General features: G+C 73.8%; 14 protein-coding genes. 7 read left to right on the forward strand and 7 right to left on the reverse strand.

The annotated features are described in order from the left end of the window. Positions 1–660: 660 nt before the first annotated feature. The gene (locus tag ACIF8T_RS37475) at positions 661–3,579 is read left to right on the forward strand and encodes a glycoside hydrolase family 48 protein (RefSeq protein ID WP_400041587.1); all 2,919 of its coding nucleotides are present in this window, start codon (positions 661–663) and stop codon (positions 3,577–3,579) included. Positions 3,580–3,685: 106 nt separating this feature from the next. Beyond that, on the forward strand, positions 3,686–6,340 hold the full coding sequence (locus ACIF8T_RS37480) for a cellulose binding domain-containing protein (RefSeq protein WP_400041589.1): 2,655 nt from the start codon (positions 3,686–3,688) through the stop codon (positions 6,338–6,340). A gap of 78 nt (positions 6,341–6,418) precedes the next feature. Here ACIF8T_RS37480 and ACIF8T_RS37485 read toward each other — a convergent pair whose 3' ends face one another. Further along, positions 6,419–8,305, reverse strand: coding sequence for a rhamnogalacturonan lyase (locus ACIF8T_RS37485; RefSeq protein WP_400041591.1), 1,887 nt, complete (start codon positions 8,303–8,305; stop codon positions 6,419–6,421). 39 nt (positions 8,306–8,344) lie between these two features. Next, on the reverse strand, positions 8,345–9,313 hold the full coding sequence (locus ACIF8T_RS37490; protein WP_400041592.1) for a helix-turn-helix transcriptional regulator: 969 nt from the start codon (positions 9,311–9,313) through the stop codon (positions 8,345–8,347). 39 nt (positions 9,314–9,352) lie between these two features. Here ACIF8T_RS37490 and ACIF8T_RS37495 point away from each other — a divergent pair, with 39 nt between their 5' ends. Then, on the forward strand, positions 9,353–9,832 hold the full coding sequence (locus tag ACIF8T_RS37495) for a hypothetical protein (protein WP_400041593.1): 480 nt from the start codon (positions 9,353–9,355) through the stop codon (positions 9,830–9,832). Positions 9,833–9,919: 87 nt separating this feature from the next. Here the strand turns inward: ACIF8T_RS37495 and ACIF8T_RS37500 are convergent, their stop codons facing one another. Continuing rightward, positions 9,920–10,678: a class I SAM-dependent methyltransferase gene (locus ACIF8T_RS37500; RefSeq protein WP_400041595.1), complete on the reverse strand. Its 759-nt coding sequence runs from the start codon at positions 10,676–10,678 to the stop codon at positions 9,920–9,922. Between the two features lie 5 nt (positions 10,679–10,683). Beyond that, positions 10,684–10,989: a 4a-hydroxytetrahydrobiopterin dehydratase gene (locus ACIF8T_RS37505; RefSeq protein ID WP_400041597.1), complete on the reverse strand. Its 306-nt coding sequence runs from the start codon at positions 10,987–10,989 to the stop codon at positions 10,684–10,686. 126 nt (positions 10,990–11,115) lie between these two features. Here ACIF8T_RS37505 and ACIF8T_RS37510 point away from each other — a divergent pair, with 126 nt between their 5' ends. Continuing rightward, a complete protein-coding gene (locus tag ACIF8T_RS37510) occupies positions 11,116–11,937 on the forward strand; it encodes a helix-turn-helix domain-containing protein (RefSeq protein ID WP_400041598.1) in 822 nt (273 codons plus the stop codon). On the opposite strand, the gene ACIF8T_RS37515 is transcribed toward ACIF8T_RS37510, so the two are convergent. Beyond that, positions 11,919–12,344, reverse strand: coding sequence for a hypothetical protein (locus tag ACIF8T_RS37515; RefSeq protein WP_400041600.1), 426 nt, complete (start codon positions 12,342–12,344; stop codon positions 11,919–11,921). The genes ACIF8T_RS37510 and ACIF8T_RS37515 overlap by 19 nt on opposite strands. 312 nt (positions 12,345–12,656) lie before the next feature. Here ACIF8T_RS37515 and ACIF8T_RS37520 point away from each other — a divergent pair, with 312 nt between their 5' ends. From ACIF8T_RS37520 to ACIF8T_RS37530, 3 genes are all read left to right on the forward strand, one after another. Then, positions 12,657–13,520, forward strand: coding sequence for a helix-turn-helix domain-containing protein (locus ACIF8T_RS37520; protein WP_400041602.1), 864 nt, complete (start codon positions 12,657–12,659; stop codon positions 13,518–13,520). 31 nt (positions 13,521–13,551) lie between these two features. Continuing rightward, positions 13,552–14,367, forward strand: coding sequence for an SAM-dependent methyltransferase (locus ACIF8T_RS37525; protein ID WP_400041604.1), 816 nt, complete (start codon positions 13,552–13,554; stop codon positions 14,365–14,367). A 289-nt stretch (positions 14,368–14,656) separates the two neighbouring features. Further along, positions 14,657–15,145, forward strand: coding sequence for a nitrate reductase molybdenum cofactor assembly chaperone (locus tag ACIF8T_RS37530; RefSeq protein WP_400041606.1), 489 nt, complete (start codon positions 14,657–14,659; stop codon positions 15,143–15,145). 358 nt (positions 15,146–15,503) lie between these two features. On the opposite strand, the gene dnaK is transcribed toward ACIF8T_RS37530, so the two are convergent. Then, a complete protein-coding gene (dnaK, locus tag ACIF8T_RS37535; RefSeq protein ID WP_400041607.1) occupies positions 15,504–17,375 on the reverse strand; it encodes a molecular chaperone DnaK in 1,872 nt (623 codons plus the stop codon). Positions 17,376–17,457: 82 nt separating this feature from the next. Further along, positions 17,458–18,228, reverse strand: coding sequence for a glycerophosphodiester phosphodiesterase family protein (locus ACIF8T_RS37540; protein WP_400041609.1), 771 nt, complete (start codon positions 18,226–18,228; stop codon positions 17,458–17,460). Positions 18,229–18,613 lie beyond the last annotated feature (385 nt).

An 18,613-nucleotide genomic window follows, 5' to 3' on the forward strand; every position in this document is an offset into this window, starting at 1 on the left:
GACGCGGGGGGAAGCACGGGAGCGCGCCGGTACGGTCCGCCGCGGTGGTCGGCCGGGGCGTTGCGGGGGCGCGGTCCCGGTGGATCCGGGTCACGCCTGTCGCTTCGCGGCCCGGACGGCCCGGAGCGGCCCGGGCAGGCCGGAGCGGTCCGGATGCCCGGTCCGGGCAGGGCCGGCCGGCGCCGGACCGATGGCTCGGGACGCGGGCCCCGGCGGCCGGGCTGTCGCGCGGTGCCGCCGGCGGTCGTCCGGGGGCGCCGCGGGCCGGTGCCCCACCGGACGACGGCCGTGCGCCGCGCCCTGCGGACGGGCGGGGCCGCCGGTGCCGTGCGGAGCGCCGCGACCGCACCGGCGCACGGGGGCGACGGCGGGCGGGGCGGATAAAAGTACTGAACGCGGGGGGTGTCGCATGAGCGAGTCCTTGCAGTTCGGGCCCGTGACGGACACGCCGACTGATGGAATCGCTCCCACTGGTGTCCATGAAGCTAGCGCCAAGTGACGGCAAAGACCAGGGGAGTTACCGACTTCCCCGGAACCGGACCTGTCGAATCTTTTCGACTCCTCGAACGTCTTGACCCCCATCAGCCCCGTCCTCACTATGGGAGCGCTCCCACTGGTTCAAGCCTTGACTTCGTCGAGCCGCAAGGAGGAACCAGCACCATGCATCCCCCACCCAGGAGACGCGGAGCCGTACGGCGGTTGTGGACCGCCGCGGTCGCGGCCCTCGCACTCCCCCTGACGGCGCTGTCCGCGGGATCGACTCCCGCTCAGGCGGCGGCACTTCAGTGCAGCGTCGACTACAAGACCAACGACTGGGGCTCCGGCTTCACGGCGGAGCTGACCCTCACCAACCGCGGTACGGACGCCATCGACGGCTGGACGGTGGCCTACTCCTACGCGGGCAACCAGAAGCTCCAGGGCAGCGGCTGGAACGGCAGCTGGTCGCAGTCCGGCCAGGCCGTCACGGTGAAAAACGCCTCGTACAACGCGCGGGTGGCCGCCGGGTCCGCCGTGTCCACCGGGGCCCAGTTCACCTACAGCGGCACCAACGCGGCTCCGACGTCCTTCACCGTCAACGGCACCCCCTGCACCGGCGCCCACCAGCCGCCGATCGCCGTGCTGACCAGCCCGGCCGCGGGCGCCGTCTACACGCAGGGCGAGGCGGTCCCGCTGGCGGCCACCGCGGCGGCCGCGGACGGCGCGACGATCAGCAAGGTCGAGTTCTACGACGACACCGAGCTGCTCGGCACCGACACCAGCGCGCCCTACACGCTCTCCGTCGCCGCTCTGGCCGTGGGCAGTCACTCGCTGCTGGCCAAGGCGTACGACAGCCTCGGCGCGTCCGCGGAGTCCACCCCGGTCGGCATCACGGTCGCCTCCGGCCCGACGGTCGTGGCCTCGCCGTCCCAACTGGGCGTCCAGCAGGGCAAGACGGGCACGTACGACGTGAAGCTGTCCAAGCAGCCGAGCGCGAACGTGACCGTGACGACGGCCCGCGCGAGCGGGAACTCGGCCCTGACCGTGACCGGCGGCGCGTCCCTCACCTTCACCCCGCAGAACTGGAACACCGCGCAGAAGGTGACCATCAGCGCCGGCTCCTCCGGCACCGGCTCGGCCGTCTTCGAGTCGACGGCGCCCGGACACGCCAAGGCCGCCGTCACCGTGACGCAGCTCGGGGCGACGAAGGAGTACGACGCGCGCTTCCTGGAGCTGTACGGGAAGATCACCAACCCGGCGAACGGCTACTTCTCACCCGAGGGCATCCCCTACCACTCGGTCGAGACGCTGATCGTCGAGGCCCCCGACCACGGCCACGAGACCACGTCGGAGGCGTACAGCTACCTGCTGTGGCTCCAGGCCATGTACGGCAAGGTCACGGGCGACTGGTCCAAGTTCAACGGCGCCTGGGAGATCATGGAGAAGTACATGATCCCGACCCACGCCGACCAGCCGACCAACTCCTCCTACAACGCCTCCAAGCCGGCGACGTACGCGCCGGAGTACGACACGCCCAACGAGTACCCCTCCCGGCTCGACACCGGCGTCTCCGTCGGCCCGGACCCGATCGCGGGCGAGCTGAAGAGCGCGTACGGCACCGACGACGTCTACGGCATGCACTGGCTCCAGGACGTCGACAACGTGTACGGCTACGGCAACTCGCCCGGCAAGTGCGAGGCGGGTCCCTCGGACACCGGACCGTCGTACATCAACACCTTCCAGCGCGGGCCGCAGGAGTCGGTGTGGGAGACGGTGCCGCAGCCGACCTGCGACGCCTTCAAGTACGGCGGCAAGAACGGCTACCTGGACCTGTTCACCGGTGACGCCTCCTACGCCAAGCAGTGGAAGTTCACCAACGCCCCGGACGCCGACGCGCGGGCCGTGCAGGCCGCGTACTGGGCGGACATCTGGGCGAAGGAGCAGGGCAAGGGCTCCCAGGTCTCCGCGACCGTCGCCAAGGCCGCGAAGATGGGCGACTACCTGCGCTACGCCCTGTTCGACAAGTACTTCAAGAAGATCGGCAACTGCACGAGCCCCTCGTGCCCGGCCGGCACCGGCAAGGACGCCTCGCACTACCTGCTCTCCTGGTACTACGCCTGGGGCGGCGCGGTGGACACCTCCGCGGGCTGGGCCTGGCGCATCGGCTCCAGCCACGCCCACGGCGGCTACCAGAACCCGCTGGCGGCCCACGCGCTCGCCAACTACGCGCCGCTGAAGCCGAAGTCGGCGACGGGCGCGGCGGACTGGGCCAAGTCGATGGACCGGCAGCTGGAGTTCTACCGCTGGCTGCAGTCCGCCGAGGGCGGCATCGCGGGCGGCGCGACCAACAGCTGGGGAGGCCGCTACGCCGCCCCGCCGGCCGGCAAGTCGACGTTCTACGGCATGTACTACGACGAGAAGCCGGTGTACCACGACCCGCCGTCCAACCAGTGGTTCGGGTTCCAGGCGTGGTCGATGGAGCGGGTCGCCGAGCTGTACCAGCAGACGGGGAACGCGCTGGCCAAGACGGTTCTGGACAAGTGGGTCGACTGGGCGCTGAAGCACACCACCGTCAACCCGGACGGCACCTTCCGGATCCCGTCGACGCTGCAGTGGTCGGGCCAGCCCGACACCTGGAACGCGTCGAGCCCGGGCGCCAACAACGGGCTGCACGTCACCGTCGCCGACTACACCAACGACGTCGGCGTGGCCGCCTCGTACGCCAAGACGCTGACGTACTACGCGGACCGCTCCGGTGACACCGAGGCGGCGAGCACGGCGAAGGCGCTGCTGGACGGCATGTGGAAGAACCACCAGGACGACCTGGGCATCGCCGTCCCGGAGACCCGCACCGACTACAACCGCTTCGACGACCCGGTCTACGTCCCGAGCGGCTGGACCGGCACCATGCCCAACGGCGACACGATCAACTCCTCGTCGACGTTCGACTCCATCCGTTCCTTCTACGAGGACGACCCGGCCTGGTCGAAGATCGAGAGCTACCTGGCGGGCGGGGCCGCGCCCACCTTCACGTACCACCGGTTCTGGGCCCAGGCGGACATCGCCACCGCCATGGGTTCGTACGCGGAGCTCCTGGAATAAGTCCCCGCTGAAGGCTCCGCGTACCGCCGGGCGGTCCTCACCCGCACTGAGGGCCGCCCGGTCGCGCGTCCCCTCCCCCTCCCCACTCCCGGAAGGGATCCCCACCGTGCGAAGAACCCGCATCCTCACGACCGTGCTGGCGCTCGCCGCCGGTCTCCTCGCGGGCGCCCCGCCCGCCCTGGCCGCCGAGCGGCCGGCGGTGTCCGTCGCCGCCGACACCTACACCTGGAAGAACGCCCGGATCGACGGCGGCGGTTTCGTCCCCGGCATCGTCTTCAACCGCACCGAGAAGGACCTGGCCTACGCCCGCACCGACATCGGCGGCGCCTACCGCTGGCAGGAGTCGACGAAGACCTGGACGCCGCTGCTGGACCACGTCGGCTGGGACGACTGGGGGCACACCGGCGTGGTCAGCCTCGCCTCCGACGCCGTCGACCCGGACAAGGTGTACGCGGCGGTCGGCACGTACACCAACGACTGGGACCCGGGGAACGGCGCGGTGCTGCGCTCCTCGGACCGGGGCGCGAGCTGGCGGAAGGCCGACCTGCCCTTCAAGCTGGGCGGCAACATGCCCGGCCGCGGGATGGGCGAGCGGCTGGCCGTCGACCCGAACAGGAACAGCGTGCTGTACCTGGGCGCGCCCAGCGGCAAGGGCCTGTGGCGGTCCACGGACTCGGGCGCGACCTGGTCGCAGGTGACGAACTTCCCCAACGTCGGCACCTACGCGCAGGACCCGAGCGACACGTCCGGGTACGCGAGCGACAACCAGGGCATCGTCTGGGTCACCTTCGACGAGTCCACCGGCACGTCCGGGACCGCGACGAAGACGGTCTACGTGGGGGTCGCCGACAAGGACAACGCGGTGTACCGCTCCACGGACGCGGGCGCGACCTGGCAGCGGCTGGCCGGGCAGCCGACCGGCCACCTGGCCCACAAGGGCGTCCTCGACGCGGAGAACGGCTTCCTGTACCTCGCGTACAGCGACAAGGGCGGCCCGTACGACGGCGGCAAGGGCCGGCTGTGGCGGTACGCGACGGCGACGGGCACCTGGACGGACATCAGCCCGGTCGCCGAGGCCGACACCTACTACGGCTTCAGCGGGCTGACCGTCGACCGGCAGCGGCCCGGCACGGTGATGGCCACGGCGTACAGCTCCTGGTGGCCGGACACCCAGATCTTCCGCTCCACGGACAGCGGCGCGACCTGGACGAAGGCGTGGGACTACACGTCGTACCCGGTCCGCGAGAACCGCTACACCATGGACGTGTCGTCGTCGCCGTGGCTGACCTGGGGCGCGAACCCCTCGCCGCCCGAGCAGACGCCGAAGCTCGGCTGGATGACGGAGTCGCTGGAGATCGACCCGTTCGACAGCGACCGGATGATGTACGGCACGGGCGCGACGGTCTACGGCACCGAGAACCTCACCGACTGGGACAGGGGAGGCAAGTTCACCATCACGCCCATGGTGCGGGGCCTGGAGGAGACCGCGGTCAACGACCTGATCTCTCCCCCGTCGGGCGCGCCGCTGCTCAGCGCCCTCGGTGACGTCGGCGGCTTCCGGCACACGGACCTCACCAAGGTCCCGGCGATGATGTACACCCAGCCGAACTTCACCTCGACGACGAGCCTCGACTTCGCCGAGGGCAACCCGAACACGGTCGTGCGGGTGGGCAACCTGGACTCCGGTCCGCACGTGGCGTTCTCCACCGACAACGGCGCCAACTGGTTCGCGGGCACCGATCCGTCGGGCGTCAGCGGCGGGGGCACGGTCGCGGCGGCGGCCGACGGCAGCCGGTTCGTGTGGAGCCCGCAGGGCACCGGCGTGCACCACACGACCGGGTTCGGCACGTCCTGGTCGGCGTCCAGCGGCATCCCGGCGGGCGCGGTCGTCGAGTCCGACCGGGTCGACCCGAAGACCTTCTACGGCTTCAAGTCCGGGAAGTTCTACGTCAGTACGGACGGCGGGGCGACCTTCAAGGAGTCCGCGGCGGCCGGCCTGCCCGCCGGGGACAGCGTCCGCTTCAAGGCGCTGCCCGGCGGGAAGGGCGACGTCTGGCTGGCGGGCGGCGCCCCGGACGGCGCGTACGGGCTGTGGCACTCCACGGACGGCGGGGCGAGCTTCACCAGGCTCCCGGGCGTCGACCAGGCCGACGCGATCGGCTTCGGCAAGGCCGCGGCCGGCGCGTCCTACCAGACGCTGTACACCAGCGCGAAGATCGGCGGCGTGCGCGGCATCTTCCGCTCCACGGACAAGGGCGCGACCTGGACCCGGGTCAACGACGACGCCCACCAGTGGGGCTGGACGGGCGCGGCCATCACCGGCGACCCGCGCGTGTACGGCCGGGTGTACGTCGCGACCAACGGCCGGGGGGTCGTCTACGGCGAGACCTCCGGCACCGGGGGCGGCGGCACCGAGCCCGACCCGGACCCCCAGCCGACCGGTGCCTGCGCGGTGACGTACAAGGTCACCAACCAGTGGTCGGACGGCTTCCAGGCGGACGTCCGGCTGACCAACACCGGGACCGGCGCCTGGTCCGGCTGGTCGCTGAACTGGACGTTCCCGAACGGCCAGAGGATCTCCCAGCTGTGGAACGCCGAGCACACGCAGGCGGGTTCCTCCGTCACGGTGAAGAACACCGGCTGGAACGGCGCGGTGGCCGCGGGCTCGTCGATCGGCTTCGGCTTCACCGGAAGCTGGTCGGGCGCGAACCCGCACCCCACGGCGTTCACGGTGGACGGCCGGAGCTGTGCGGTGGGCTGAGCGAGGGGACCGCGTGGCGCCGGTACGGCGTCGGGCCCCGGCCGCACCACGCGGCCGGGGCCCGGTGCGCCTGGTCCGTCAGGGCGTGTACACCGTCGGCCGTGGTGCCGTCGGCATGGCGTCGCCGAGGAAGAAGCTGGGGTGCGGGGGCTGGTTGTAACCGGAATTCTGCCAGGCCAGTGCCGTGCGGTACTGGGTGTCGTGCAGGAGGGTCGTGATCCTGGTCGTGGTGTCGTGCGACGTGGAGTAGATCCGCAGGGCCGTGTTGTCGCTGGTGCGCCAGACGACCTCCTCGCGCCAGTCGCCGAGGATGTCGCCGGACAGGACCGGCGTGGCCTTGGTGCCGTTGTTGGAGGAGACGCCGGAGCCGGTCAGCAGGCGGGTGTCGGACGAGGTGCCGTACTTGTCGATGCGGGTGCCGTCGAGGAGCTCGCGCACCGGGTCGCCGTCCCACCACGACAGGAAGTTGACGCTGGAGGGCTCCCGGCCGAGGGAGGCGCCGGTCGCCGAGCGCAGGGTGGTGTCCGCGGCGGACCAGGCCTCGGCGCCCGGGCTGCCCGCGTGGACGTCGGCGGCCACACCGCGTCCGTTGTCGGAGCCCGAGGCGGTCTGCCACAGGACCGAGCCGGTGCGCGCGTCGGCCATCCAGGAGCCGGGCTTGGAGGAGTCCTCCGAGACCTTGAAGTACTCCAGTCCGGCGCGGGACGGGTTCAGGTCGCCGACGTGGCCCGCGTCGCCGTGGCCGAGCTTGGTGGTCCACAGCCCGGAGCCGTTGTCGTCGACGGTCATGCCGCCGTACACGATCTCGTCCTTGCCGTCGGCGTCGACGTCCGCGACGGACAGCGCGTGGTTGCCCTGCCCGTCGTAGCCCTTGCCGCTGTTGGTGGAGGAGCTGGTGTCGAAGGTCCAGCGGCGGGTGAAGGCGCCGTTCCGCCAGTCCCAGGCGGCGATGACCGTGCGCGTGTAGTAGCCGCGCGCCATGATCAGGGAGGGGCGTGAGCCGTCGAGGTAGGCGGTGCCGGCGAGGAAGCGGTCGACCCGGTTGCCGTAGGAGTCGCCCCAGGAGGAGACCGTGCCGCGCGCCGGGACGTAGTCCACCGTCCCCATCGCCTTGCCGCTCCGGCCGTCGAACATGGTCAGGTACTCGGGGCCGGACAGGACGTAGCCGGAGGAGTTGCGGTGGTCGGCGGAGGAGCTGCCGATGACCGCGCCGGTGCCGTCCTTGGTGCCGTCGGCGGTCTTCATGGCGACCTCGGCCCTGCCGTCGCCGTCGTAGTCGTACACCTGGAACTGCGTGTAGTGCGCGCCGGAGCGGATGTTGCGGCCCAGGTCGATCCGCCACAGCCGGGTGCCGTCGAGCTTGAGGCCGTCGACGACCGTGTTGCCGGTGTAGCCGGACTGGGAGTTGTCCTTGGCGTTGGTGGGCTGCCACTTCAGCACCAGGTCGAGGGCCCCGTCGCCGTCGAGGTCGCCGACGGAGGCGTCGTTGGCCTCGTAGGTGTACGCCACCCCGTCGGGGGTGGTGCCGCCGGCGGGCGGGGTGATCGGGACGTCCTTGTAGCCGGTGCGGAACTGGACGGCGTGGACCGAGTCGGCCTGCTCCACGCCGTTGACGACCGCGCGGACCGTGTAGTCGGCCTGGGCGGGGGCGCCGGCGTGGAAGAAGGTGGTGCTGCCGGTGACCGGACTGGAGTTGACCTTGGTCCCGGCGCGGTAGACGTTGAAGGACACGTTGTCCGGGTCGGTGCCCAGCCAGCGCCAGCCGACCAGGTTGCCGCTGCCGGTGTGGACGCTGACGACACCGCGGTCGAGCTTCTCGACCTGCCGGGCGGTGGCCGCCTCGGCGGTGTCACCGACGAACGCGGTCAGCCCGGCGCCGGCCAGGACGGCCGCGGCGGCCGCCGACGACAGGGCGAGGACACGGCGTCTGCGGTGCTTCTTCGGGTGCGGGTGCGGGTGCGGCACGCGAGGTACCTCCTGGGGAGCGGAAGGGTTCCGTCCCCCTCAGTCGCCGCCGTCCGCGCGGAGGTTGCCGTACCGCGCGGCCAGTTCGGTGACCGTCCGGGCGATCCGCTCCCGCAGCTCGGCCGGGGCCAGCACCTCGACGCCCGTGCCGAGGCGCAGGAACTCGGCGTGGGCGTGGTCGACGGACTCGATGGGCACCGTGGCCCGGGTCCAGCCGCCCCCGTCCGGGCGGCCGGTGCGCCGCGCCGCCTCCCCCGCCCGGCCGGGCAGCGCCACGCCCGGGGCGAGCCGCACCACCGCCTCCGACCGGTGCAGCCGGTCGTGGAAGTCCCGCTGGTACGCCGCCCAGTACGCGGCCAGGCCGAAGCCCTCCGGACGAGTGAACTCCTCTTCTGTCGCGGTGAGTTCGAGGATCCGGTCGACGCGGTACGTGCGCGGCCCGGGGCCGGCGACGACATACCAGCGGCCCGCCTTCAGCACCAGCCCGTACGGCTCCAGGCGGCGCTCCACGTCGGTGGGGGCGCGCCAGCGGCGGTAGACGACGTGCAGCACCCGGCTGTTCCAGACCGCGTCGGCGACCGCCGGCAGAAAGGGCGCCTCGCCGGCGTCCGTGTACCAGCCGGGCGCGTCGAGGTGGAAGCGGCCGCTGATCCGGTCGGCGTGGGCGCGCAGCTCCGGCGGCAGGGCGGCCCGCACCTTGAGCCGGGCGGCGGCGAGGCGGGCGCCGAGACCGAGCTGGGCGGCGGGGCCCGGGGCGCCGGCGAGGAAGAGGGCCTCGGCCTCGCCTGCGGTGAGGCCGGTCAGGCGGGTGCGGTAGCCGTCCAGGAGGCGGTAGCCGCCGGCGTGGCCCGCGTCGCCGTACACCGGGACCCCGGCGGCGCCGAGGGCCTCCACGTCCCGGTAGACCGTGCGCACCGACACCTGGAGCTCCTCGGCCAGTTGGGCGGCGGTCATGCGGCCCCGGGTCTGGAGCAGCAGGAGGATCGAGACGAGACGGCTGGACTTCACTGACACAGGGTGGCAGGAGAGTGCTCCTACCGTCCCGGCATGGCCTTCACCGAGAAACTCCTCACCGTGCCGCCGCCGATCCGGGTGGCGGGGCGGTGGATCAAGCGCTACCACGTCACGTCCGACCCGGCGGGCATCGCGCCCGAGGTGGCGGAGGCGGCGTACGCCCTGCTGCCCGGGCTACTGCCGGAGCCCGACCGCACGCCGCCGGCGACGTTCGTCGTGCTGCACCGGGGCGGCGACGACGGCGCCTACCTGAACGCGTACAGCTGGGTGTGGGACAACGTGCTGCACTTCGAGGGCGCCGCGGCCGGCCAGCCCGTCCTCGGCTGCCCGGACCGGGACCCCGCGCACTTCGTCCCCACCGGCCGGCCGTGGATCGGCTGCGTCTGGGAGCTGCCGCCGGTCCTGCACGAACGCGACGCCTGGGTCCGGCACGTGCTCGCCCCCGCCGTCCCCGACCTCGACGCCTACCTCGCCGACTCCCTGCCCGAGGGCACCACCGGGGACCGCCCGTGAGCACCGCGCACGGCGCCGGCCGCCGGCACGGCGGCCGGCGGGCCCGCCACCGCCGCCGCGCCGGCTCCCCTCCCCGGCGCGGGGCCGTCACGCGGAGCGGGGGTCCTCCGGCTTCCGGAACGCCAGGAGGGTGAAGACGGGGTCGGGGCGGGGCCGGTCCTGGTCGGGCAGCGCGGCGAGGCGCGCGGCGAACCGGTCGGCGAGCGGACCGTCGGCCGGCAGCGTCATGAACCAGCCCCGCCGCAGGTCCGCGACGGTGCGGCGCGGGCTGCGGCCCTGCCCGTGCCCCCGGAAGCGGGCCCGCCCGGCCGGGACCAGGCCGTGCTCGGCGGCGTACGCCCCGACGGCCGCGGCGGCGTCCCGGACCGGGCTCGGGGGGCGGGCGGCGAGGACGACATCGATGTCGCTGCCCACGTTGTGGGAGGGGCCCTTGTCGACCGTGGTGACGTACACCCCGCCGGGCCGCAGCACCCGGGCGCACTCGCCGACGACGGTCCGCGCGTCCTCGTCGCTGGCCGCCAGGTGCAGCAGCCACACGCTGCCGACCGCGTCGAACGCCCCGTCCCGGAACGGCAGCCGGCGGCTGTCGGCGCGCACCACGGCGCCGGGCAGCCGCGCGGCGGCCTGCCGGATCATCGCGGACGCGAGGTCGACGCCGGTCACGCGCAGTCCCGGCCGTCCGGCCGCGAGCCGCCGGGTGACGATGCCGGTGCCGCAGGCCACGTCCAGCAGGCTGCGCGCGCCGGGCGGCACCAGAGCGAGCACGGCCTCGGCGGCGGCCGCCGCCCTGGGCTCGCCGCCGCGCGAGGCGTCGTAGCACTCCGCTTCCTCGTCGTAGTCCAGCACGGCCGTCAGTGTGCCCCGTGTGCCGCGGCCAGGTCCTCCACCCTGCGGGCGAGTTCGACGTCCTTCTCCGTGACGGCGCCGCCGACGCTGTGCGTGTGCACCGACAGGGAGACGGTGCGGTAGCCGAGGGTGAGGTCGGAGTGGTGGTCGAGCTCGTCCTGGACGGCGGCGACGTGCACGACCATCGCGGCGGCGGCGACGTGCGAGGCGAGACGGTAGGAACGGGTCAGGCGGTCCCCGTCGAGCGACCAGCCCGGCAGTCCGGCCAGCCGGTCCTCGATCTCCTCGTGCGACAGCGGTTCGACGGGCATGGGCTGCGCTCCTTCGCTCGCGCGTCCTGCTGGGATCCTCCTTCAGCCTGCCACAGCCGGTGCCCGGAGTCCCTGGTCAGGAGGGGTGCCTGTCGGGATCGGCCACTTCTCGACTACGGTCCTGGCATGACCGCACCCACGGCCACCGCCGTCTCCGCCGCCCGGGGCGTGGGCCCGCTGCTGCGGGCCTGGCGGGAGCAGCGGCGCGTCAGCCAGCTGGAGCTGGCCCTGCGCGCCGACTCCTCCGCCCGGCACATCAGCTTCATCGAGACGGGCCGCTCCCGGCCCAGCGAGGAGATGGTGCTGCGGCTGGCCGAGCACCTGGACGTGCCGGTCCGGGAGCGCAACGCGCTGCTGCTGGCGGCCGGATACGCCCCGCACTACCCGGAGACCCCGCTGGGCGACCCGTCGCTGGACGCCCTGCGGGAGGGCATCGAGCGGCTCATCGGGGGGTACGAGCCCTACCCGGCGCTGGTGGTCGACGCGACGTACCACGTGGTGGCGGCCAACCGGGGGATCACGATGCTGCTCGACGGGGTGCCGGAGCACCTGCTCGTCCCACCGCTGAACGCCATGCGGCTCACGCTGCACCCGCAGGGCCTCGCGCCCCGCATCCGCAACCTGCGCGCCTGGCGCGGCCATCTGCTGGCCCAGATGGAGCGGCAGATCGCGCTGCACCGCTCGGAGCCGCTGCGGAAGCTGTACGAGGAGGTGGCGGCCTACCCGCTGCCGGAGGACGCCGCACGGGCGGAGCCGGCGGACGAGCCGCCCCACCCGTACTTCGCGCTGCCGATGCAGATCGAGCACGAGGGCCGGACGCTGTCCTTCATCTCCTCGATCTCCACGTTCAACACGCCGATGGACGTGACCGTCGCCGAGCTGGCCATCGAGACGTTCCTCCCGGCCGATCCGGCGACGGCCAAGTACCTTCACGGGCTGCTGGACTGACGGACCCTCAGGGCCATGTGCTGGAGGGCGGCGAATCCGGCCACGGTGAGGGCCTGGAGCACCGTCCACACCGCGCCGGCCGTGCTCGGCGTGAGCCACAGCGCGAGCGCCGCGCAACTGAGCACCGCCCAGGCGAGGTTGGCCTCCACCACGACCCGCACGGCCGGTGCCGCCGGGTCGGGGCGCGCGGCCAGCAGGCCGACGCCCGCCGCGTACGCCGTGAGGAACGCGCCGAGGCCGAGCAGCAGCGTGCCGTCCACGGCGAAGAGCCGTCCGAGGGGGCCGGAGAGCGTGAGGTAGGCCAGTGCGTTGGCACCGGTCACCACCGCGTCCAGCGCCAGGAAGCGGCGCAGCGCGGACTGCGGCTCGGAGGTCCGGGCGAGCGTGGCGAGCGGGGTAGCGGACATGGGGCATCACTCTCCGTCAGGGTCGGGGTACGGGAGCCGGGTCCCGGGCCGGAGTGCGCCGGCCCGGGACCCGACGCGTCCACGATCCCGCGCGGGGCCGGCCGGGTCGATTACCCGCGAGGTCATGCGGCGCCGGGCTCCGCGGCGAAGGCCCGGCCCGGCCCGGCGGATGCCCGGCTCCGGGGCGGCGGTGCTCCCCCGGCCGCCCCGCGGGAGCACCGGGGACCGGCCACTCCTGCGCGATCCCGTCCCTTCCGTAGCCGGAACATGCCAAACTGATCGCGGAGTTCGGCGCGTGGGTGGAGGCGTGGCGTGAGTGAGCGGCGGGCCGCGCCCACCGTGGGCCAGGTGGTGCTGGGCAGACGGCTGCAGGAACTGCGGGAGACGGCGGGGCTCGGGCGCGAGGAGGCCGCCCGGGTCCTGCGGGTGGCCCCCGCGACCGTGCGGCGGATGGAGACGGCCGAGGTCGCGCTGAAGATCCCGTACCTGCAGGTCCTGCTGACCGCGTACGGCCTGCCCGACGAGGAGATCGCCGCGTTCGTGCGGCTCGCGCAGGAGGCGAACCGGCCGGGCTGGTGGCAGCGGTACCACGACGTGCTGCCGGACTGGTTCAGCCTGTACGTGAGCCTGGAGGGCGCGGCCCGGCTGCTCCGCTGCTACGAACCGCACTTCGTGCCCGGCCTGCTGCAGACCGAGGCGTACGCGCGTGCCGTGCTGGAGGCCGGCACGATCGGCGCGGCGGGCCCCCGGGCGGTGGACCGGCACGTGGCGCTGCGGATGGAGCGGCAGCGGCTGCTGGAGCGCCCCGACCCGCCCCACCTGTGGGTGATCATGGACGAGACGGCGCTGTGCCGCCCGGTGGGCGGGGACGGCGCGGTGATGCGCGAGCAGTTCGACAAGCTCCTGGAATACGCCGCGCGGGACCGGATCACGCTCCAGGTCGCCGAGTTCGCGAGCGGCCCGCACCCGGGGACGTGCGCGCCGTTCACGCTGTTCCGCTTCGCCGAGCCGGAACTGCCCGACATGGTGTGCGCCGAGTACCTGACGGGCGCCCTCTACCTGGACTCCCGCCGGGAGATCTCCACGCACCTGGAGGTGCTGGACCACATGACGGCCCGGGCCGCCTCCGTCCGGCGCACCGAGAAGCTCCTGCGGGAGTACCGCGACCGCTTCTGACCGCCGGGGGCGCCCCGGGAGAGGACGGCTCATGACCGCACCCGACGCCGCACCCGACGGCATCGACACCGGCCGGCCGCATCCGGCCCGCGTCTACGACTGGTGGCTGGGCGGCAAGGACCACCACCCCGTGGACGAGGAGCCGGCGCGCGCGATCCTCGCCGTGGACGGCACGGTGCGGCGCGGGGCGCGCGCCAACCGCCGGTTCACGCACCGGGCCGTGCGCACGGCCGCCGAGGCCGGGATCCGGCAGTTCCTGGACATCGGCACGGGCATCCCCACCGAGCCGAACCTGCACCAGGTCGCGCAGGCGGTCGCGCCGGAGGCGAGGGTGGTGTACGCGGACCGCGACCCGGTCGTGCTGCGGCACGCCGAGGCGCTGCTGCGCGGCACCGCCGAGGGCCGCACCGCGTACGTGCACGCCGACGCCCGCGACACCGCCGCCCTGCTCGGCCGGGCCGGGGAGGTGCCGGACCTCGGCCGGCCCGTCGCGCTGTCGCTGGTCGCGCTGACCCACTACCTGGACGACGACCCGGACGGCGACGACGTGTACGGGCTGCTGCGGGCGTACGTCGCCGCGCTCGCCCCGGGCAGTCTCCTGATCCTGTCGCAGGTCACCGCGGACCTCGGTCCCGGGGCCGTGGAGCGGGCGGCGGACCTCTTCCGGCGCGGCGGCACCCCGTTCCGTCCGCGCCCGCTGACCGCGTTCGCCCGCTTCTTCGACGGTCTGGAGCTGCTGGGCCCCGGGGTGATCCCCGTGCACGGGTGGCGGCCGGAGCCGGAGGACGTCGCGGCGCAGGCGGAGGGCATCGTGCCCGTGTACGCGGGGGTGGCCCGCAATCCCTGACCCCGCCCGGGCGGACCGCGGCCGCTGACCCGTACGGGCCCCGCCGGAAGGTGCGCTCCCCCGCCCGCGCCTAGCGTCTGTCTGGTACCTCCCCGTCGCCCGCCCGGCGGACGGGCTCCGCGGCGTCCGGTGCGTGCGGTCACGAGGTGCCGGAGCGCCCCCGTGGCGGAGCCGCCCGGGCGGAGCCGGGCGTCGGGGGTGCGGGCCGGGCGCCGCGGAGCAGGCGTGCCGGACGGCCCCCTGCGCCGTGGCGCACGGGGCGAGGCGAGGGAGCCCGGAAGGAGGCCCGATGCCCGGCTTCGAGGTGCTGTACCAGGCGGCCGCGCTGTGCCTGACGTACCCCGGCGACGCGTTCCGCGCGCGGCTGCCGCTGCTGCGCGAAGCCGCCCCGCAGCTGCGGGAGTTCACCGACCACGCGGCGGCCGGCCCGGCGGCCGAGCTGGCCGCGCACTACGCCGAGGTGTTCGACGCGGAGCAGGGCCGCAGCCTGTACCTGAGCGCCTGGGACGACGGCGGCACCCGGCCGTCCGGGACGTCCCCCGCCGCCTGGCGGGAGCTGTACCGCGCCCACGGTCTGGACCTGACCGGCGAGGAGCCGCCCGACTTCCTGCCGGCGGTGCTGGAGTTCGCGGCCCGCACGGGCGAGACCGGGCCGCTGACCGCGCACCGCGACGGCCTGGAGCGGCTCCGCGGCCGGCTCCGGGAGCTGGGTACGCCGTACGCGGCCGTCCTGGACGCGGTGCACGCGACGCTGCCGCCCGCCCGGGCGGGCGGCTAGGGGTCGTCCGCCCCTTCCCGTCGTCGCCCGGAGGGCGGGCGCGCGGCGTCAGGTGCGTGGTCTCGGCGTGCCGGGCGCGGAGCCTCGTACGGGACGTACTCGGCTCTGCGCCCGGTGCGGCGAGAGTGCGTGCACGGCGTCGCGAGACAGGCGGGAATCGTCGGACAGACCCTAGGGGCTGGCGTTCGGATCAGGTCGCGGGGAATCGACTGTGTGTCGTCAGCGCCGGTGAGCGGGGCCCGGTGCGTGCGGCCGCAAGGCGGAGGAGGGCGGCGATGCGGAGCATCGGCAACCGACGACAACGCCGCGGACGCGCGTGCCGGGCCCCGCGTCCGCGGCGTGATCCGAACGACAGCCCCTAGGCCGCGCCGTCCCTGCCGCCCTTGTCCCCGGCCTCCTCGTCGACGATCTCCGCGTCGACCACGCCCTCCTCCTCCTGCGGCGCGCCCTGCTGCCCGGTGTCCCCGGCGGGGGCCTGCTGCGCCCGGGCGTACATCGCCTGGCCCATCTTCTGGCTGACGGTGGCGAGCTTGTCCACGCCGGCGCGCAGGGCGGCCGTGTCGGCCTGCTGGTCCAGCTGCCCCTTCAGCTCGGCGACGGCGGCCTCGACCTCGGCCTTCGTGTCGGCCGGGACCTGGTCGCCGTTGTCCCGGAGGAACTTCTCGGTCTGGTAGACGAGTTGTTCGCCCTGGTTGCGGGTCTCGGCGGCCTCGCGGCGCCTGCGGTCCTCCTCGGCGTACTGCTCGGCGTCCCGCATCATGCGGTCGATGTCGTCCTTGGGCAGCGCCGAGCCACCGGTGACGGTCATCTTCTGCTCGCGGCCGGTCGCCAGGTCCTTGGCGGAGACGTGCATGATGCCGTTGGCGTCGATGTCGAAGGCCACCTCGATCTGCGGCACGCCGCGCGGGGCGGGCGGCAGCCCGGTGAGGTCGAAGACGCCGAGCTTCTTGTTGTACGCGGCGATCTCGCGTTCGCCCTGGTAGACCTGGATGCCGACCGACGGCTGGTTGTCGGCGGCCGTGGTGAAGATCTCCGAACGCCGGGTCGGGATCGTCGTGTTGCGCTCGATGAGCTTGGTCATGATGCCGCCCTTGGTCTCGATGCCCAGGGACAGCGGGGTGACGTCGAGCAGCAGGACGTCCTTGACATCGCCGCGCAGCACGCCCGCCTGGAGGGCGGCGCCGACGGCCACGACCTCGTCGGGGTTGACGCCCTTGTGCGGGTCCTTGCCGGTGAGGTCCTTCACCAGGTCGGTGACGGCGGGCATCCGGGTGGAGCCGCCCACCAGGATCACGTGGTCGATCGCGGACAGCTTCACCCCGGCGTCCTCGATCGCCTGGTGGAACGGCTTGCGGCAGCGGTCCAGCAGGTCCGCGGTGAGCTCCTGGAACTGGGCGCGGGTGAGCTTCTCGTCCAGGTGCAGGGGGCCCTCGGCGGAGGCCGTGATGTACGGCAGGTTGATCGTGGTCTCGGACGACGAGGACAGCTCCATCTTGGCCTTCTCGGCGCCCTCGCGCAGCCGCTGCACGGCCATCCGGTCGGCCGACAGGTCGATGCCGTACTGGCCCTTGAACCGCTTGACCAGGTGGTCGACGATCCGCTGGTCCCAGTCGTCGCCGCCCAGGTGGGTGTCGCCGTTGGTGGCCTTCACCTCGATGACGCCCTCGCCCATCTCCAGCAGCGACACGTCGAAGGTGCCGCCGCCCAGGTCGAAGACGAGGACCGTCTGGTCGTTCTCCTTGTCCAGCCCGTACGCCAGGGCCGCGGCCGTGGGCTCGTTGATGATCCGCAGCACCTTCAGGCCGGCGATCTCCCCGGCCTCCTTGGTCGCCTGCCGCTGGGCGTCGTCGAAGTAGGCGGGCACCGTGATCACCGCGTCGGTGACGTCCTCGCCGAGGTACGCCTCCGCGTCCCGCTTCAGCTTCTGCAGCACCCGGGCGGACAGTTCCTGCGCCCGGTAGCGGGTGCCGTCGACGGAGCCGTGCTCCGGGAAGCGCCAGTGCGCGTCGCCCATGTACCGCTTGACCGAGCGGGCGGTGCGGTCCACGTTCGTCACGGCCTGCCGTTTGGCGACCTCCCCGACCAGCACCTCGCCGTTCTTGGCGAAGGCCACGACCGAGGGCGTGGTCCTGGCCCCCTCCGCGTTGGCGATGACGGTGGGCTCACCGCCCTCCAGCACGGCCACCACCGAGTTCGTCGTCCCGAGATCGATTCCGACCGCACGTCCCATCGCCGTCCCCTTCCGCCAGGGCACCTCAGAACTCCAGCACAAAACTTGAGTGGCCTGTTGTCAATCCCGGGAGGAGTTCCGGTCAGGGCGAGGGAGGCCCGAGGGGGCGCACGGCCGGGCCGTGTGCGCCCGGCAGCCGGTCGCGCAGCTCCAGGGCGCGCCGGGGGCGGTCGGTGACCAGGACGTCCACCCGCTCGTCGGCGAGGAACAGCCGCGTCAGGGCGTCGTCGTTGACCGTCCAGACCAGGGTGAACAGGCCGTTGCGGGCGGCCTCGCGCAGCACGGTGGCACGGGCCAGGCGGTGGTGCACCGCGACCCCGTGGGCGCCGCAGGCCCGCACCCGGCGCATGGGCAGCAGCTCGCTGAGCCGGGTTCCCGGCAGCCGGGCCGGCCGCAGCTCCCGGCGGTCCCGGCCCAGCGACAGCGCGGTGCGCACGGCCGGGAACGCCCGGGTGATGGCCGCGACGGAACGGTCCTCCAGGGTCGTGGCGACGAACCCGTCCGCGCCGAGCAGCGCGGTCGCGCGGTCGATCAGCTCCCGCTCGTACCCGGTCTCCTTCAGGTCCAGGTGCCCGACGGCCCTCCCGGCGATCAGCGCCATGACCTCCTCGACGGCGGGCACCGGGTATCCGGCCCGCTCGCACAGCTCCGCGTGGGTGAGCGCCGACAGCAGGGGGCCGGTGTGCCGGACCCGGGGGTCGTGGTGGACGACGAGCACGCCGTCCGCGGTGCGCCGGACGTCGAACTCGATGTACTCCGCGCCGGAGCGCAGCGCGTCCTCGTACGCCTCCCGGGTGGCGGGCCGGACGCGTTCGGCGCCTCCTCGGTGGGCGGACACGGCGGGTCGCGTCATGGGGCGGCTCCCGGGGACGAGCGCGGTGCGGGCGCGGGTACGAGGCCGCCGGCCGGCGGGTCCGGCAGCGCGCCGGACCGGGCGCCGGATCGCCCGAGCAGGACGTGTCCGGTCACGGCGGGGGGCGAAGGGCGGCCGGGCCGGAGACGGTGCGGCCCCGGCGGTCGTCCGGCACGGGCACCGATACCGGCCGCACGGCCCGGCAGGTCCTCGGGTGCGGGGCGGAGCGGCCGGAGTCGTGGCGGTCGCCCGGCACCGCGGCGGGGGGGGGGGGGGGGGGGGGGGGGGGGGGGCCCCGGGGGGGGGGGGGGGGGGGGGGCGGCCGGCCGGGGGGGGAGGCGGGCGGCTGCGCGGGACCGGAGGCGTCCGTACCGGGGGCGGAGCC

The organism is Streptomyces sp. NPDC085946, from assembly GCF_044540485.1.
In the GTDB taxonomy this organism is placed as follows: domain Bacteria; phylum Actinomycetota; class Actinomycetes; order Streptomycetales; family Streptomycetaceae; genus Streptomyces.

What these genes read in the sequence shown, in the direction of transcription:
- ACIF8T_RS37475 (WP_400041587.1), top strand. Translation starts at nt 661, where the DNA reads ATGCATCCCCCACCCAGGAGACGCGGAGCCGTACGGCGGTTGTGGACC.
- ACIF8T_RS37495 (WP_400041593.1), top strand. Translation starts at nt 9,353, where the DNA reads ATGGCCTTCACCGAGAAACTCCTCACCGTGCCGCCGCCGATCCGGGTG.
- ACIF8T_RS37505 (WP_400041597.1), bottom strand. Translation starts at nt 10,989, where the DNA reads ATGCCCGTCGAACCGCTGTCGCACGAGGAGATCGAGGACCGGCTGGCC.
- ACIF8T_RS37510 (WP_400041598.1), top strand. Translation starts at nt 11,116, where the DNA reads ATGACCGCACCCACGGCCACCGCCGTCTCCGCCGCCCGGGGCGTGGGC.
- ACIF8T_RS37515 (WP_400041600.1), bottom strand. Translation starts at nt 12,344, where the DNA reads ATGTCCGCTACCCCGCTCGCCACGCTCGCCCGGACCTCCGAGCCGCAG.
- ACIF8T_RS37525 (WP_400041604.1), top strand. Translation starts at nt 13,552, where the DNA reads ATGACCGCACCCGACGCCGCACCCGACGGCATCGACACCGGCCGGCCG.
- ACIF8T_RS37530 (WP_400041606.1), top strand. Translation starts at nt 14,657, where the DNA reads ATGCCCGGCTTCGAGGTGCTGTACCAGGCGGCCGCGCTGTGCCTGACG.
- dnaK (WP_400041607.1), bottom strand. Translation starts at nt 17,375, where the DNA reads ATGGGACGTGCGGTCGGAATCGATCTCGGGACGACGAACTCGGTGGTG.
- ACIF8T_RS37540 (WP_400041609.1), bottom strand. Translation starts at nt 18,228, where the DNA reads ATGACGCGACCCGCCGTGTCCGCCCACCGAGGAGGCGCCGAACGCGTC.